This is a genomic window from Enterobacter sp. EC_50, from assembly GCF_019584525.1.
Lineage (GTDB): Bacteria > Pseudomonadota > Gammaproteobacteria > Enterobacterales > Enterobacteriaceae > Enterobacter > Enterobacter roggenkampii.
Window position 1 is genome coordinate 1 of sequence record NZ_VDAF01000018.1, and the last position, 15,359, is coordinate 15,359.

The window sequence follows — 15,359 nt, forward strand, 5'->3', positions numbered from 1 at the left end:
GTTGCATAGGTCGGGTCTCAGTCCAGGGCATAGCGAGTCTCCTCTTCTATGCCAGTTATAACTGTTACCCATGTATCCGGTCTAAAGTGTTACCCATGTTTCCGGTTCATACCCTACGCTTACCGGGCCTACGGGATCGAGTAGGCCGGGTAAGGCGAAGCCGCCACCCGGCGATGGTTAGCGCAACAGCGCAAACGTCTGCCGCTTCGGCCTTTCCAGCAGCTCCAGCGCCTCCTGATACGTCCGCACGTTGTTATAGCCCATCACCAGCCCGTAGCGTTTGCCCGACCCACGATACCACTCCGAGAGCGCATTGACCTGCAGCTGCTGTTCCTGCCAGCAGCGCGCGATTTCCCGGTCACGGCTTCCTTTGGTCAGGAACGCCACGATATGCATCCCGCCGTCGTTTTGCTCGGTGAAAAACAGATCGCCATATACCTCCTGCAGGGCGGCAATCATCCAGTCGCGGCGGGTCTGATACAGCGCGCGCATCTTTTTCAGGTGACGGAAAAAATGCCCTTCGTTGAGAAACGCGGTGAGGATCTTTTGCGTCAGCACCGGCTGGCCGCTGGTGGTGATGTCCGCGCAGTCGGTAAAGGCCCCGACGGTGCTGGCGGGCATCACTACGTAGCCCATGCGCAGCGACGGCATAATGGTTTTACTGAAGGAGCCCATAAAAATCACCCGGTCGTGCTGGTCGAGGCTTTTCAGCGACGGCAGCACCTTGCGCGTATAGTGAAACTCTCCGTCGTAATCGTCTTCGATAATCCACGCCTCGTTCTGGCTGGCCCAGTCGAGCAGCTGCTGTTTACGCGGCAGCGAGAGCGTGACCGCCAGCGGACTCTGGTGCGACGGGGTGACGATGGCAAAACGGGCGTCGCGATGGTGGCGGAGCAGGTAGTCCGTGTCGATGCCGCAGCGATCGACCGGCACCGTGTGCAGGCGCGGCACGATCCGCTTCAGCAGCTGCTGGCCCATAAAATAACCCGGATCCTCAAACACCACCTTGTCGCTGCGGCTGGCAAGGGTGTCGAGGATCAGCCGCAGGCTGCCGCTGTAGCCGCTGGTGATGAGCACCTGTTCTGCGGTGCAGGACAAGCCGCGTGAGATGTTGAGGTAGCTGGCGATGGCCTGGCGCAGCGGATACCAGCCCAGCACCGGCGGGTTGAACATCTCCTCCTGACGCATGGCCCGCGTCGCCTGGCCCGCCAGCAGCAGCCACTTTTTATACGGGAAGCTGTCGAGGGCGGGGATGCCGGGGCGCAGAAACCCCGCCCGCTCGCGCTGGCTGATGAGCGAGGCCGGAAGCGTACCGGTGGGCTGCTCCGCCGGGGCATGTTTGTCCGGCAGCAGGAGGTCCGGGTTAACCCGCGTGCCGCGCGCCCCCTGGCTCACCAGATACCCTTCACCCGTCAGAATGGCATACGCCGTTTCGACGGTTTTACGCGCCACCTTCAGCTCTTCCGCCAGCACGCGGATGGCAGGCACCTTATCGCCCGGCTTCAGCACGCCGCGCATAATATTGTCGCGATAGCGGGAATAAATCTCGTGATAGCCCGGCTTCATGTCCTACCTCGTTTCACGATTTTTGTATCTTTTTACTATGTCATGAACGGCGTAGATTTGCCTCATCGCATGACACATGCCGCACAAAAAGAGGAAAGACCATGAGCACTCGCGTTAACCACCATAAAGCTACACCTGCCCTCGCCAACGCGCTGTCTGCCCTGAGCATGGAGGTGGCAAAAACCTCCATCGATCCGGCGCTGAAGCACCTGATCGACATTCGTGTGTCGCAGCTGAACGGCTGTACGTTCTGTCTGGATATGCACTCAAAAGAGGCGAAAATCGCCGGCGAGCGCGAGCTGCGCCTGTACCATCTGGCGGCCTGGCGCGAGTCCCCGCTGTTCAGCGCCCGTGAAAAAGCGGCGCTGGCGTTCACCGAAGCGCTGACCCAGATTGGCGTTCACGGTGTCAGCGACGCCCTCTACCGCAGCGTGGCGGAACATTTCTCCGACGTGGAGATTTCAGAGCTGAACTTCGCGATCGTGGCGATCAATGCCTGGAACCGTCTGGGGATCACCTCCCGCATGGCGCCCGGCTCGCTGGACGCGGCTTACGGGCTGAATAAGGCTAACCTGGAATAATCCCGCGCTCGCGGATCATCGCCACCAGCGCCCGCAGTCCCGGCGGGACGTGGCGATGGCCCGGGTAGTACAGGCGCAGCCCGGCAAACGGCTGCGCCCAGTCGTTTAAGACGCTCACCAGCTCCCCGCTTTTCAGCTCGTCCTGAATATAGAGTTCCGGTAAAAATCCCACCCCTAACCCCGCTTTTACGGCGCGGATCGAGGCAAAAAGATCGGACGTCGCAAAGCGCGGCGGCACGGCAAGCGCGTACGTTTCACCCCGACGGGCCAGCTCCCAGCGGTAGATCCCGCCGTGGGCCATACGCATGCCGATCCCCTGGTGTGAAAGCAGATCGTCCGGCGTCTCGGGTGTGCCGTGACGGGTGAAATAGTCCGGCGTGGCGGTGACGAGCTGGCGGATCTCACCGGTCAGCGGCACGGCGATCATGTCCTGCGGAACGGACTCTTCGAGGCGGATCCCCGCGTCATAGCCTTCGGCGACGATGTCGATCATCCTCGCTTCGCTCACCGTTTCCACGCGCATTTTCGGGTAGCGGATCATGAAGTCGATCAGCAGCTGGTCCAGAAACAGCGTGCCGATATGGTTCGGCACGTTGAGGCGCAGCGTGCCGGCGGGTTCCCCGGTGTCGCTGTGGATCTCCTCCCCGGCGAGACGGATCTCCTGCAGCGCCGGGCCGATACGCGCCACGTAGCGCTGCCCGGCGTCGGTGAGCGCCACGCTGCGGGTCGTGCGGTTGAAAAGTCGCGTCTCAAGGCGGCTCTCCAGCCCGGCGATGGCGTTGCTGACCGCCGTGGCGGACATGCCGAGCTCCTGCGCCGCGCCGCGAAAGCTGCCGCGCCGCACCACCGCCATCACCACTTCCAGCTCTGTCAGACCTGAACGATGCATAGATTATCCTGAAAATCGAAACAACCCTTGCAGCATAGCGTGGATTATCGCAACGGAGAAGCCGTGACAGACTGGTCTCACACAGCCTGAGGAGGTTTATATGCACACCATCGAACAGATCTTTATTAACGGCGAATTTGTTACCCCGCACGGCACCGAGTGGTTTGATTTGTACAACCCGGCGACGGCGCAGGTTATGGGTCAGGTTCGCCTGGCGGATGAGGTTGACACAGAGCGCGCTATCGCGGCGGCGATAGCGGCGTTTCCGGCGTGGTCCCGGACCACAAAGCAGGAACGCATCGCCGCGCTGAAGCGCATGCACGCCGCCGTGGCCGCCCGTCACGACGATCTGCTGGCAGCGGTCATTGAAGAGTACGGCGCGCCCGCCTCGCGCTCGGCATGGATGGCAAGCTATCCGGCAGAGGTGATTGCTCAGGCCATCGAGGCGCTGGAGGCGTTTGAGTTTGTCACCTCCGCAGGTGCCGCAGCGGTGCAGATGACGCCGCTCGGCGTGGCCGGGCTGATTACGCCGTGGAACAGCGATGCGGGGTTTATCTGCGGCAAACTGGCGGCCGCGCTGGCGGCGGGCTGCACGGCGGTCATCAAGCCGAGCGAAATGAGCGCCCTGCAAACGCAGATTGTCACCGAAGCGCTGCGCGACGCCGCGCTGCCGCCGGGCGTGTTTAACATCGTCACCGGACGCGGCGAGACGGTGGGCGAAACCCTCAGCCGCCATCCGGACGTCGCGAAAATCTCGTTCACCGGTTCCACGAATACCGGCAAGGCGATCCTGCGCAACGCGGCGGAAAGCTTTAAGCGCGTCACGCTGGAGTTGGGCGGTAAATCGCCGACGATCCTGCTGGATGATGTGGATCTCGTGCAGGCGATCCCGCTGGTGATCCAGGCCGGGTTTATGAACAGCGGTCAGGCGTGCGTGGCCGGGACGCGCATTCTGGTGCCTTACTCGCGCAAGGCGGAGATCGAAACCGCGCTGGCGCAGGCCGTGGCGGCGGTGAAATCCGGCGACCCGCGCAACAGCACGACGGACGTCGGCCCGATGGTCAGCGAAAAGCAGTGGCTGCGGGTGCAGGGCTATATCCGCAAAGGAATCGAAGAAGGGGCGCGCCTGCTGGCGGGCGGCGAAGGGCGACCGGACGGCACGCGGGACGGCTGGTTCGTGCGTCCGACGCTGTTTGCCGACGTGAACAATCGGATGACCATTGCCCGCGACGAGATTTTCGGCCCGGTGCTGTGCGTAATCCCTTATCAGGACGAGGCGGAGGCGATCGCCATTGCCAACGATATCGAGTACGGCCTGAGCGCGATGGTGCTGGGCGGCGATGTGGACCGCGCGCGACGCGTGGCACAGCAGATTGTTTCCGGTCGCGTGCTGGTGAACACCCTGGCTCATGAACCGAAAGCGCCATTTGGTGGCTTCAAACACTCCGGCGTGGGGCGCGAGATGGGCGAGTGGGGAATTCGGGCGTTTATGGAGCCGAGGTCGATGGTGGGCTAAAACCCGCCCGGTGGCGCTGCGCTTACCGGGCCTACATGAGCCGTAGGCCGGATAAGCGCAGCGCCATCCGGCACAACGCTTCGCTCTTTGCCGAAGCATTGTGCTTTTCCCTCCTGCATTCTCTCCCCAACATCACAACGGAGAGAAAACCATGATCGCAGTTCTTTTCGAAGCCAAAGCCGAGCCTGCCCATCAGGCGCGCTATCTTCAGCTTGCCGCAGAGCTTAAGCCGCTGCTGGCCGACATCGACGGCTTTATTGATATCGAACGGTTCCAGAGCCTGACGACCGACGGCAAAATCCTCTCTCTTTCCTGGTGGCGGGATGAAGAGGCCGTCCGCCGCTGGAAGCAGAACGTCTTTCATCAGGCGGCGCAGGCCGAAGGGCGGGCGTCGATTTTTTCTTTCTACCGTATTCGGGTGGCGCAGCTGGTGCGGGAATACAGTTCCGAAACCGGAGGGCACGCTGCGTGTCTATCCTGACTCAGTACAGCGACCATGCGAATCACCTTATTCTGCTGACGGATGATGATAAGCTGGCCGCAGAGATCACCGAACCCTGGGCGGCCCATGCTTAAGACGAGTTTACCCCCCGATAACAGCGCGATGCTGGAAAAGGCGATTGCCGCGGTGGCGGCTGCCATGGCCGATCCGTCGCGCGTGAAGATGCTCTGTGCGCTAATGGACGGGCGGGCGTGGACGGCCACCGAACTGAGCGCGGCGGCAGATGTCGCACCGTCGACCGCCAGCGGGCATCTCGCCCGGCTGGTTGAAGGGCAGCTAATTACCTGCCTGTCGCAAGGGCGGCATCGCTATTATCGTCTTGCCGGGCACGACGTGGCGGCGCTGGTGGAACAGATGATGGGGCTTTCGTGGAGCCGCATTACCCCGCCGGAAACCAGCGCGCCGAAAGCCATGCGTGAAGCCCGGACCTGCTACGACCATCTCGCAGGCGCCGTGGCGGTGCAGATCTATGATTTCATGCAGGCGGAAGGCTGGCTGGAGGCTGACGGTTCCGCATTGACCCTCTATGGCCGGGAGCAGTTCCTGGCGCTCGGCATTTCGTTAAGCGCGCATCCGCGCCGGAAGGCCTGCTGCGCCTGCCTGGACTGGAGCGAGCGACGGTTTCACCTGGGCGGAGAAGCCGGTGCGTTGTTGCTCGACCATCTTGAAAGTAAAGGCTGGATCCAGCGGGTGGCGGGGTATCGGGAGGTGGTGGTGACGGCGTCGGGGAAGGCCGCTGTAAAAAGACTTTTTAGCCGCTAAAAATGCCCGGTGGCGCTGCGCTTACCGGGCCTACGTGTACATTGCCTCCAGTAACACCTTTCGCAATTCCTGCGCTTTAACTTCTCGTTTCTTGATACTTATCCTGATAACTATTATCTTGGCCGCGTGTGACGAGAGGTTCCCCATGAGTGAAGAAGAACTGTTCTGCCGCAGGCCGATGGGCATGCGGATGGCGATGATCGTGCGCCAGTGGCGTGCCGTCATCGACGACGCCATTCTCGATACCGGGTTAACCCAGTCGAGCTGGACGGTGATGATGCAGCTTCATCAGCTCGGGGATAACGTCTCAATGAGTGAGCTTGCGGAGGTGCAGGGCATTGAACTGCCGCCGCTGATGCGCACCCTAACACAGCTGGAAAAACAGGGTTACCTGCTGCGCACCACATCGCCTTATGACAAGCGCATCCGGCTTCTGACGCTGACGCCTGAGGGAAAAGCCATATTACAAAGGCTCACTCAGGTGATTGAGACGTATCAGGCGCGCGTATCGCAAAACATCGCGCCGGAACATCTCGACATTTTCAGCGCCACGTTGAATCAAATCGCCTGCAATTTGCGGACAATCCGCGAAGAAGATAACAAGACCGAAAAATAATGACCCCTGAACAAAAGTTTGCCCGCTGGGTAAGGGTGAGTATTGCCTCTTTCCTGCTGATGTTTGTCTACTTTATCGTCGCGGATATCTGGATCCCGCTGACGCCGGACTCCACCGTGATGCGCGTGGTGACGCCGGTGTCTCCGCGCGTCTCCGGCTACGTGGCGGCGGTACATGTCCATAACAACAGCCAGGTGAAGAAAGGCGATCTGCTGTTTGAACTCGACGACACGCCGTTTCGCAATAAGGTAGAAGCGGCGCAAATCGCGCTCGAGCAGGCACGCCTGTCTAACGAACAGCTGGATGCGCAGATCGCTGCCGCGCAGGCCAGCCTGAAAACCGCCGTGCTGACCGCGCGTAACGACAAAGTGACCTTTGATCGCTACCAGAAGCTGAGCACCCTGCAGAACGTCTCGCAGGCGGATCTGGATAAGGTTCGCACCACCTGGCAGAGCAGCGAGCAGTCCGTCAGCACGATTCAGGCCAACATCCGCAACCTGCGCATCCAGCGTGGTGAGCGCGAAGAACACCGCAACGTGACGCTGCAAAAATACCGTAACGCGCTGGATGAAGCGGAACTCAATCTCGGCTGGACGAAGGTCTACGCCCAGGCGGACGGCACGGTCAGTAACCTGCAGCTGAGCCCGGGCTTCTACGCTTCCTCCGGTTCGGCCGCGCTGGCGCTGGTAAACAACCAGACCGATATCGTGGCCGATTTCCGTGAGAAGAGCCTGCGCCATACCCATCAGGGCACCGATGCGGCCGTGGTGTTTGACGCCTTCCCGGGACACGTTTTCCGCGCCCACGTCACCAGCAGCGACGCGGGGATCCTGGCAGGTCAGGAGGCCGTTAATGGCCAACTCTCCGAGCCGGAAACCTCTAACCGCTGGGTACGCGATGCCCAGCGCATGCGCATTCACGTCTCGCTGGATGAGCCGCTGCCGAAGCATCTGCCGACCGGCGCCCGCGCGACCGTGCAGCTTTACAACAGCGAAGGGCCGTTTGCGCGCTTCTTCTCCGGGATGCAAATCCACCTGGTGAGCCTGCTTCACTATGTCTATTAGCACCCTGGCGCGGGTGTTTACCCCGCACGGCAACATCGTCTACACGGCAAACGACTTTCGCCAGACCCTGCGCATCGTCTTTGCCGGGATGATTGCGTTGAGCATCTCGAGCTTCTACAACACCCGCTACGGCGTGTTTTTCGTGGTCTATCCGATCATGCTGCTGTCGCTGGTGCCGGTGTTTAACCGCCACGTGGCGAAGCAGTTTATCTTCAGCGCATCGCTTAACTGCGTCGAAATGGTAATTATCATCGGCTATCTGTCGCAATGGCCGGCGATCATGACGCTGGTGGTCTTCGCCCTGTACGTGATGCGCTTTCGCTTTATGAGTAAAGGGCCGCTGTTTTTGTTCGGGTCCATGGGCGTGGTGTGCCAGAGCGTGATGCTCAACTTTATGAGCTACCCCACCACCAACTGGCATACGCTTTTGTTCTCGAACATCGAAGCCAGCGTGATGGCGGTGTGCCTGAGCGCGCTGATGAACTACCTCCTGCCGGACGTGGAGCCCCGCAAGCCGCCGCCGCTGATCGAGAAAGACGACGCCCGCGTGCGCCACGAGTCGCTGCTCTCCGGCACCGTCGCGACGCTGATATTCGTCGTGTTTCAGATTAGCGACTTAAGCGATTCGCTTTCGGCGCTGATGGCAGGGATTCTGATCCTGTTCCCGATGCACTATCGCGGCGCGGTGATGAGCTCCATCTGGCGCGTGGTCGGCGTGGTGCTGGGTTGCCTCTATATTCTGGTGGTGCAGCTGATCCTCTACGATCACAGCAGCCATATGCTGTTGATGATGCCGCTGATCGGCCTTGGGCTGGCGTTTGGCGCGCGACTCCACGTGATGGAGAAGGTCGGGGCGGGCGTAGGCTTCTCCAGCATCACCACCATCGGGATAATGTTCGGGCAGAACATGCACCCGGACACTGACCTGGTGTTCAGCGATCTGTACCGCATCACCTCCGTTACCTTTTCGCTGGTGGCGACGCTGACGATGGTCTTTCTGATGCACCTGATCCTCAACCGCTTCGAGGCGACGCGCTACGTCATCGCGCCGCCCAAAGTAGATTAATGTCCCAGCACGGCAGGCAGCTGCGAGAGTAAAAACAGGATCAGGCCAATCGTCCCGCCCACCAGCGTACCGTTGACGCGGATAAACTGCAGATCCTTGCCAATGTTCAGTTCAATCTGGCGGGACATGTCTTTGGCGTCCCAGCTTTTGACCGTGTCGCTGATGTGGCGCGTCAGGAACGCGGCAAAATCCGGCGCGAGGCGGTGCGCGGCCTGCTCCAGATGCTCGTTCAGAGATGCCCGGAGGCTGGCGTCGTTAGACAGCGTTTCGCCAAACCACAGCCCGGCGTTGGCGATGCGTTGCTTCACGCGGGAATCCTCGCTCTGCATATCCGCCTTCAGCCACTGGCGCAGGTCGGCCCACATCTCCCCCAGATAGCGGTTAAACGCCTCGTCGTTTTTCAGGTAGTGCTTAATGTTGTCGGCTTTTGCCACCATCTCCGGATCGTTTTTCAGGTTGTCGATAAGCTTCAGCGTGGCGCGGTCAAACGCCTGGCGGATCTGGTGCGTGCGGTCGTGGCTGATATCGTCCAGCAGCGTGTTGACCGCGTTCGATACCATCTCCGCGCTTTGATCGCCCAGCCACTCGGTGGGCAGCACCATCGCCTTGCGCGGGTGCTCGGTCTTCAGCCAGTGGACGATCTGGTCAGAGATAAACTCTCGCGTGCTTTCCCGCTGAATCAGGGTAATCAACCGGTTGATGATGGCGTCCAGCAGCACCTGGTGGCGGTTGTTTTTGGTCATGCTCTCCAGCATCACGGCGCTGGTTTCGGTGAAGTCGACCTTGTCGATGGCCTTATGCACCGCGCGTTTGAGCAGGCGCTGAATGCGCCCGTCGTCGGTGAGTTCGAGAAAACCGCTCATCACCTGCATCAGATGCAGCCCGACGCGCTGGGCGTTGTCGGGCTTGCTGAACCAGGCGCCAATCATCCGTGCGGGCTCATAGCGGCGGATCAACGCCACCAGCGACTGGGTATCCAGAAACTTCTCCTGCACGAACTGGCCGAGATTGTCGCCGATCCGGTCCTTATTGCGCGGGATGATCGCCGTATGGCGGGAGATAAAGGGAATCGGCACCCGGCGGAACAGCGCGACCACCGCAAACCAGTCCGCCAGCGCGCCAACCATTGCCGCCTCGGCAATGGCCTTGACGCCGCGCACCCAAAAGGTCTGCGGCAGGAACAGGGTGGTGATAAAGGCCGCGGCGGCAATCAGCAGCAGCGACAGCGCCAGCAGCTTGGCGCGTTTGAGTTCAGCTATTTTTTCCATGGGTTAAGGATAGAGGCAAGTGAACCAAAAGTGCAAAACTGGTGAAAGGGGGAGACGCATTCTCAGTGTGAACCAATGGCGTCTATATAAAAAATATATACATCTAAATTTTCTATTATTAATTTTTCTATATTTTTTGTGCTTATTTATTTTCGGTCGTAATGTTTTGTGACCGTCGTAGTCATTTTAACGCTCCTGTTAGCCATAAGATAAAGGACTATTTATGAAAGGAGACGGTATCGATGACATGGGAGTATAAAGTTTCGACGGGGGTATTGAGCCATAATGGTGTTTTTGTTGCTAACTGCTACAGCGGTGCGGGTGAATCGAAAGATAAGCCAGAGTGTGAAAGTCAACGAAACAGAGGGCCTATTCCAAGAGGTATTTATTTTATCGCCGGGTGGAATAATCATAAAAGTGCAGAGGCCATTATTCTTGAGCCTATAGCCGGGACCAATACCTTTGGTAGAGATCATTTTCAACTTCATGGTGATAAAAAAGGTCAGCCACCAGGATCAGCATCAGCTGGTTGCATCATTATGAACGGCCAGGACAAGCGTCATATGATTTATGATTCGGGTGATACAATACTGGTGGTGCGATAATGAAGTGTATTATTGCGCTATTCTTCTTGTGCTTACCGATGGGGTTATTTGCCAAAAACCAAACTCCTGAACAGATCTTGCAGATGATAAACGGCAAAGGCGCCAGGCATGTTGTTGCACAATTATATGCTAATGATAGCGATGAGTCGGAATGGTGGAATCATGTTATCCCAGAGATTAGCAAAGGAAATCAGAAATGGTTAGCTGTCGCGAGTGCGCTTGAGCCGGGCGTGGACGCCAGTACGGCTGAAGATTTAAAGGCGGCGCTTTCTGAAGCTATCCCTCATAATCCTGCAGGCGTTTTAGCCATTTTAAAAGACGATAAGCCGTTACTCACTATTGAACAAATTTGCGCGTTTGATAATTTCCCCGAAACGGAGGCAGAAAGTAATAAGCTTTTTGTGGATTCAATCAGGGAGATGTTCAAAATAAAAAGCCCGCCGGGTAAAAGATGTCTTGCCGTTATGATCTCAACTGTTGAACACTCTGTTCCATTCGATAAGGATATGTAAATGGCCATTCCGGGATATATGTCATTAACTGACGATGCGGGTAATAGCATAAAAGGCAGCGTGAAAGTTAATGGCCGTGAAAACCAGATAGAGGTTTTAGGGCTCTATCATAACGTAAGCTATAATTCTGACCTGCATAATAGCAGAGCATTGAGCAAACGCCAGCATCGTCCCTTTCTGATTCAGAAAGAAATAGATGCCTCCAGCGTTTTTCTCTATAAAGCACTCAGCACGGGCGGTACGTTCAGGAAAGCGACTATCGACCTGTACAGAATCAATGATGCCGGTCAGGAAGACATCTATTTCACGATAACGCTGGAAGCGGTGAAGGTCGTCACGGTGTTTTCATTAATGCATGACGTGAAAGAGACTTACCATGAAAAACAGGGGCATCTTGAGCTTGTTTTGCTTCGTTATGAAAAGATAACCTGGCATTACCGTGACGGTAACGTTATTCACATGGATGACTGGGATTATCGGTTAGGGGCATAGAAAACGGCTGATAAGATTCTTTCATATCACCCGCCACATCACCCACCCGCCAAACCCCATCAGCACCACCCCCGCCGTGCGCTCTATCAGCCACAGCGCACGGCTGAGCTTCTGCTGGACCGCGGGCAAACCCATCAGCGTCACCAGTGCCAGATCCCACGCCAGCACCACCGTCACCATCCAGACGCCGCAGGTTGCCTGCTGAAGCAGCGTCACGTCCGGCCCCAGTAGCGCCGTCATCAGCGCCAGATAGAACAGCGCGTTCTTCGGATTAAGCAGCGCCGAGCCGAGCCCCAGCAGGATCTGCTTGCGCAGCGAGGGGCAGTGTTGACGGGGTTCATTCAGCGCCAGTGCCTGCGGTTGGCTGCGCACCAGATGCGAGCCGATCCACAGCAGGTACAGCGCCCCGCATACCTCGATAAGCGTAAACAGCCACGTAAACTGGCGCAGCGCGCTCCAGCCGATAATCACCAGTAAGATATACAGCCCGTTACCCGCGGCGATGCCGACGCACAATCCGGCGCTGCCGCGCAGTCGGTAGCGCGCCGCGTAGCCCACCAGCAGGAAGAAGTCCGGCCCCGGGCTTAACAGGGCGACAAAATGCGCCAGCGCCAGGGCGAGAAAAGCGGAAGGGAAGAACAGTTCCATAGCAGCCTCGGTTAACAATCTGAGGTCAGGCTACGGTGATGCCAACGTTATTTATTGTCAGATATTGATCGGCCCGTCGCGTACTGGCGCGGCGTGGCGGCGGTATAGCTGACGAAGGTCTTATGAAAATGGCTCTGGTCGGCAAACCCGCTCTGGTAGCCAACGTCGGCGATGTCGTCCCCGGCACGCAGTCGCGCTTTGGCGAACTCCACGCGGGAGATGTTGAGGAAGCTGCCCGGCGTCAGGCCGGTGTCCTGCCGGAAGGTGCGGATCAGCGTCTCCTTGCGCAGCGAGAATCGTTGGGCAAGTTCGTCAAGCGAAGGCGGTGCGGCCAGGTCGGCAAGAAACGCCTGCCGCACGTGCTGGCTGGTTGAGCGAAGCGCATCTGCGTTTTCCACGCGGCGGGGCAGGGCTGAAAGCAGCGTGTCCACGGATACAGGCGACATCATCTCAACAATATCCAGGTAGCGCTTAAACAGCGCAGGGTCGCGAATCACCTGTAACGCCAGAGGAATATCGGTGTCGATATAGAGCATATGGTAGCTGCGCGGTTGCCCGGCGACGGGGTTGCAGCTGTGCGGCGCAGAGGCCGGGATCACAATGAGGTCCCCGGGGTTAAGGATGTATTCTTTGTCATGACAAATGCAGCAGGTCTGGCCATCCATAATCGCGCCGATAGAGAGCTGAGGGTGACTGTGGCGTTTGTACGCCTGCGTGCTCTGCCACGTGCTGCGCAGCTCAAGGCCTGAGGCGCGGTGAAAAGTCTGCCGGATGTGTCGGGTATCGGTCATATGAACTCCTTCTCGACGTTTTTTATACCACGTCAGCGAACCGTCTTGCAGCGCTTCATTAAGAACCTTCCGGATATACCCAACTTTACGTCCACAGCCAGTCATGTTGACTACCCTTAATACCCTAAGCGGTAAAACAAGGAGATTCGACATGGCTTATCAGACAGTAAATCCTGCCACTAACCAGCTCATCAAAGAATACCCCTCGCATACCGACGCGGATATCGAAGCGGCGCTGAAAGCGGCCGATGCGCTTTACCATTCGGACTGGGCGAAAGGCGACATCAGCAAGCGCCTGCCGGTGCTGCATAAGCTTGCCGATCTGATCGACGAGCGCACCGAGGAGCTGGCGAAAATTGCCAGTCAGGAGATGGGTAAGCTCATCGAACAGAGCCGTGGCGAAGTGAAGCTGTGCGCGCAGATCGCCCGCTACTACGCCGACAACGCGAAGCAGTTCCTGGCCCCGGTGAAGTATCAATCCGAACTCGGGGAAGCGTGGGTGGAACATCACCCCATCGGCGTGCTGATGGCCGTTGAGCCGTGGAACTTCCCGTATTACCAGCTGATGCGCGTTCTGGCGCCAAACCTGGCGGCGGGTAACCCCGTTATCGCCAAGCATGCCAGCATCGTGCCGCACTGCGCCGAGACCTTTGCCCACCTGGTGCGTGAGGCGGGGGCGCCGGAAGGGGCGTGGACCAACCTGTTTATTTCGTCCGAGCAGGTGGCGAACATCATTGCCGACGATCGCGTGCAGGGTGCCGCATTAACCGGCTCCGAAAAAGCGGGTAGCGTGGTGGCCGCGCAGGCGGCGAAGCACATCAAGAAATCCACCCTTGAACTGGGCGGTAACGACGTGTTCGTGGTGCTGGACGATGCGGACCTGGACAAAGCCGTCAGGATTGGCGTGAATGCGCGGCTCAACAACGCCGGGCAGGTCTGTACCGCGGCGAAGCGCTTTATCCTGCATGAAAAGATTGCCGACGCCTTCCTGAGCAAATTCACCGAGGCATTTAAGCAGGTGAAGATTGGCGATCCGCTCGACGAAAGCACCACGCTGGGGCCGCTGTCGTCGAAAGATGCGCTGGAAACGCTGACCAAACAGGTCAACGAGGCGGTGAAAAACGGCGCGACGCTGCACTATGGCGGCAAGCCGGTGCAGCGCGACGGGAGCTTTTTTGAACCGACGATCCTGACGAACATCTCGCGCGACAACCCGGCGTACTTCGAAGAGTTCTTCGGCCCGGTGGCGCAGATGTACGTAGTAAAAAACGACGACGAGGCGGTCGCGCTGGCGAACGATTCCCACTACGGCCTGGGTGGGGCGGTATTCAGCCAGAATATCGAGCGCGCGAAAAAAATGGCGTCGCGGATTGAGACCGGGATGGTGTATATCAACTGGCTCACCGATACCGCGCCAGAGCTGCCGTTCGGCGGCGTGAAGCGCTCCGGTTACGGACGCGAGCTGTCGGATCTGGGGATCAAAGAGTTTGTGAACCAGAAGCTGGTGGTGGTGCGTAAGTAAGAGGCCATAAAAAAAACCTGCCAACCGGCAGGTTTTTTTATGGAGTTATTGCACTTCGATCTTGTCCCAGCCGCTTTTGAACATGCAGCTGTCAACCAGCGTATCCCGGCGATATTCATTCGCGTCTTCTACCGTGTAGCTCGTGGAAATATCCTTTTTCTTGTTCTTTTTGTCCGTTTTTTCCGAGCTCGAACCGGTCACCACGTTATCCGGGGGAAGATCGATCAGCGCCTGCGCTTCGCATTCCGTGAGCTTTTTATTCATTTCCGCATCGCTGACGCCCGGTTTCACCCATTTGTACTGGACGCAGCCGGTGAGCATCAGCGTGAGGCTCAGAACGCAAAGCGCGGTCATGCGGTGTTTCATCAGAAGGTGACTCCACCGCCTACATATGCGCCGTCAATCAGCGTGTGGCCAGGGCGGCCGTCCTTGCCATCAACGCTCACGTGGCGGTAACCCACTTTCAGGGTCACAGGCGTAATTGGCGTCCAGCTTACGCCGCCGTTGGCTTCCACGTAGTTTTTCACGCTGTTGTTCAGCCCTTCTGGCGCCACGTAGCCTTCACCGTACACGTGGATGCTGTCGGTCAGGGCAACGTTCACACCGCCGCCGATCGGGAACGCCACGCCGTTATCGCCTTTCTTCGGGCCGATGTAGATGGCTTTGGCACCCGCATTCAGCATCACCGGGCCCACTTCCAGGTTGTAGCCTGCGCCCACGCCGCCGGTCTGGGTACCGTCATCGGTGTTTTTAAGCCAGTTGCTTTCGGCATACAGGCCGGATGAGGATTTCCCCATCTCGAGGTTGAGGTTGGTAAAGTTTTTACCCTGCTCAATGCTGCCGCCCATTGCCAGAGCGGAACCCGAGAGGGCGGTCAGAGCAGAAAGAAGAAGGATATTCAGTTTTTTCATGTTTTATGCCTCGTCATTAAATTCATCTGGGGGCACCTTAACAAGCGA

At 58.4% G+C, this 15,359-nt stretch carries 18 protein-coding genes and 1 pseudogene; 12 read left to right on the forward strand and 7 right to left on the reverse strand.

From position 1 onward, the window contains the following. Nucleotides 1-177: 177 nt before the first annotated feature. On the reverse strand, nucleotides 178-1,566 hold the full coding sequence (locus FHC48_RS15580; RefSeq protein WP_059363178.1) for a PLP-dependent aminotransferase family protein: 1,389 nt from the start codon (nucleotides 1,564-1,566) through the stop codon (nucleotides 178-180). Nucleotides 1,567-1,667: 101 nt separating this feature from the next. On the opposite strand from FHC48_RS15580, the gene FHC48_RS15585 reads away from it, so the two are divergent. After that, nucleotides 1,668-2,147 (forward strand): carboxymuconolactone decarboxylase family protein, encoded by a 480-nt coding sequence (locus FHC48_RS15585; protein WP_008501331.1) that lies wholly within the window; start codon nucleotides 1,668-1,670, stop codon nucleotides 2,145-2,147. On the opposite strand, the gene FHC48_RS15590 is transcribed toward FHC48_RS15585, so the two are convergent. Continuing rightward, nucleotides 2,134-3,036, reverse strand: coding sequence for a LysR family transcriptional regulator (locus FHC48_RS15590; protein WP_059363179.1), 903 nt, complete (start codon nucleotides 3,034-3,036; stop codon nucleotides 2,134-2,136). The two genes, FHC48_RS15585 and FHC48_RS15590, sit on opposite strands and share 14 nt — an antisense overlap. 100 nt (nucleotides 3,037-3,136) lie before the next feature. Here FHC48_RS15590 and FHC48_RS15595 point away from each other — a divergent pair, with 100 nt between their 5' ends. The 7 genes and pseudogenes from FHC48_RS15595 (at nucleotide 3,137) to FHC48_RS15625 (ending at nucleotide 8,562) form a co-directional block, all read left to right on the forward strand. Beyond that, nucleotides 3,137-4,552, forward strand: a complete 1,416-nt coding sequence (locus FHC48_RS15595) for an aldehyde dehydrogenase family protein (RefSeq protein WP_059363181.1) — start codon at nucleotides 3,137-3,139, stop codon at nucleotides 4,550-4,552. 151 nt (nucleotides 4,553-4,703) lie between these two features. Then, nucleotides 4,704-5,033: an antibiotic biosynthesis monooxygenase gene (locus FHC48_RS15600; RefSeq protein WP_023345375.1), complete on the forward strand. Its 330-nt coding sequence runs from the start codon at nucleotides 4,704-4,706 to the stop codon at nucleotides 5,031-5,033. Further along, nucleotides 5,012-5,128: pseudogene (locus tag FHC48_RS15605) on the forward strand (amino acid-binding protein); the annotation flags it as partial. The gene FHC48_RS15600 and the pseudogene FHC48_RS15605, both read left to right, overlap by 22 nt. After that, nucleotides 5,121-5,816, forward strand: coding sequence for a helix-turn-helix transcriptional regulator (locus FHC48_RS15610; RefSeq protein WP_059363183.1), 696 nt, complete (start codon nucleotides 5,121-5,123; stop codon nucleotides 5,814-5,816). The pseudogene FHC48_RS15605 and the gene FHC48_RS15610, both read left to right, overlap by 8 nt. A gap of 145 nt (nucleotides 5,817-5,961) precedes the next feature. After that, a complete protein-coding gene (locus FHC48_RS15615; protein WP_021240623.1) occupies nucleotides 5,962-6,432 on the forward strand; it encodes a MarR family winged helix-turn-helix transcriptional regulator in 471 nt (156 codons plus the stop codon). Then, nucleotides 6,429-7,496: an HlyD family secretion protein gene (locus FHC48_RS15620; protein WP_085930304.1), complete on the forward strand. Its 1,068-nt coding sequence runs from the start codon at nucleotides 6,429-6,431 to the stop codon at nucleotides 7,494-7,496. Before FHC48_RS15615 ends, FHC48_RS15620 begins: the two co-directional genes overlap by 4 nt. After that, complete coding sequence (locus FHC48_RS15625) at nucleotides 7,486-8,562, forward strand: DUF2955 domain-containing protein (protein ID WP_032655052.1); 1,077 nt, start codon at nucleotides 7,486-7,488, stop codon at nucleotides 8,560-8,562. The genes FHC48_RS15620 and FHC48_RS15625 overlap by 11 nt, the downstream gene beginning before the upstream one ends. Here the strand turns inward: FHC48_RS15625 and FHC48_RS15630 are convergent. Beyond that, entirely contained in the window at nucleotides 8,559-9,830 is a 1,272-nt protein-coding gene (locus FHC48_RS15630; RefSeq protein ID WP_059363120.1) for a DUF445 domain-containing protein, read from the reverse strand. The two genes, FHC48_RS15625 and FHC48_RS15630, sit on opposite strands and share 4 nt — an antisense overlap. A 242-nt stretch (nucleotides 9,831-10,072) precedes the next feature. On the opposite strand from FHC48_RS15630, the gene FHC48_RS15635 reads away from it, so the two are divergent. The 3 genes from FHC48_RS15635 to tssD are packed head-to-tail and all read left to right on the forward strand — an operon-like array spanning nucleotide 10,073 to nucleotide 11,439. Further along, complete coding sequence (locus tag FHC48_RS15635) at nucleotides 10,073-10,435, forward strand: tlde1 domain-containing protein (RefSeq protein ID WP_059363118.1); 363 nt, start codon at nucleotides 10,073-10,075, stop codon at nucleotides 10,433-10,435. Continuing rightward, nucleotides 10,435-10,947: a hypothetical protein gene (locus tag FHC48_RS15640; protein ID WP_059363116.1), complete on the forward strand. Its 513-nt coding sequence runs from the start codon at nucleotides 10,435-10,437 to the stop codon at nucleotides 10,945-10,947. Before FHC48_RS15635 ends, FHC48_RS15640 begins: the two co-directional genes overlap by 1 nt. Next, the gene (tssD, locus tag FHC48_RS15645; RefSeq protein ID WP_059363115.1) at nucleotides 10,948-11,439 is read left to right on the forward strand and encodes a type VI secretion system tube protein TssD; all 492 of its coding nucleotides are present in this window, start codon (nucleotides 10,948-10,950) and stop codon (nucleotides 11,437-11,439) included. It abuts the gene before it with no gap. A 21-nt stretch (nucleotides 11,440-11,460) separates the two neighbouring features. On the opposite strand, the gene FHC48_RS15650 is transcribed toward tssD, so the two are convergent. Further along, on the reverse strand, nucleotides 11,461-12,087 hold the full coding sequence (locus FHC48_RS15650) for a LysE family translocator (protein WP_059363113.1): 627 nt from the start codon (nucleotides 12,085-12,087) through the stop codon (nucleotides 11,461-11,463). Between the two features lie 47 nt (nucleotides 12,088-12,134). Further along, entirely contained in the window at nucleotides 12,135-12,878 is a 744-nt protein-coding gene (locus FHC48_RS15655; protein WP_059363112.1) for an AraC family transcriptional regulator, read from the reverse strand. Nucleotides 12,879-13,029: 151 nt separating this feature from the next. Here FHC48_RS15655 and FHC48_RS15660 point away from each other — a divergent pair, with 151 nt between their 5' ends. Then, a complete protein-coding gene (locus FHC48_RS15660; protein ID WP_059363111.1) occupies nucleotides 13,030-14,400 on the forward strand; it encodes an NAD-dependent succinate-semialdehyde dehydrogenase in 1,371 nt (456 codons plus the stop codon). Nucleotides 14,401-14,445: 45 nt separating this feature from the next. Here the strand turns inward: FHC48_RS15660 and FHC48_RS15665 are convergent, their stop codons facing one another. Then, nucleotides 14,446-14,766: a hypothetical protein gene (locus tag FHC48_RS15665; protein ID WP_032660910.1), complete on the reverse strand. Its 321-nt coding sequence runs from the start codon at nucleotides 14,764-14,766 to the stop codon at nucleotides 14,446-14,448. Continuing rightward, nucleotides 14,766-15,311 (reverse strand): YfaZ family outer membrane protein, encoded by a 546-nt coding sequence (locus FHC48_RS15670; protein ID WP_008501313.1) that lies wholly within the window; start codon nucleotides 15,309-15,311, stop codon nucleotides 14,766-14,768. The genes FHC48_RS15665 and FHC48_RS15670 overlap by 1 nt, the downstream gene beginning before the upstream one ends. Nucleotides 15,312-15,359: the final 48 nt, after the last annotated feature.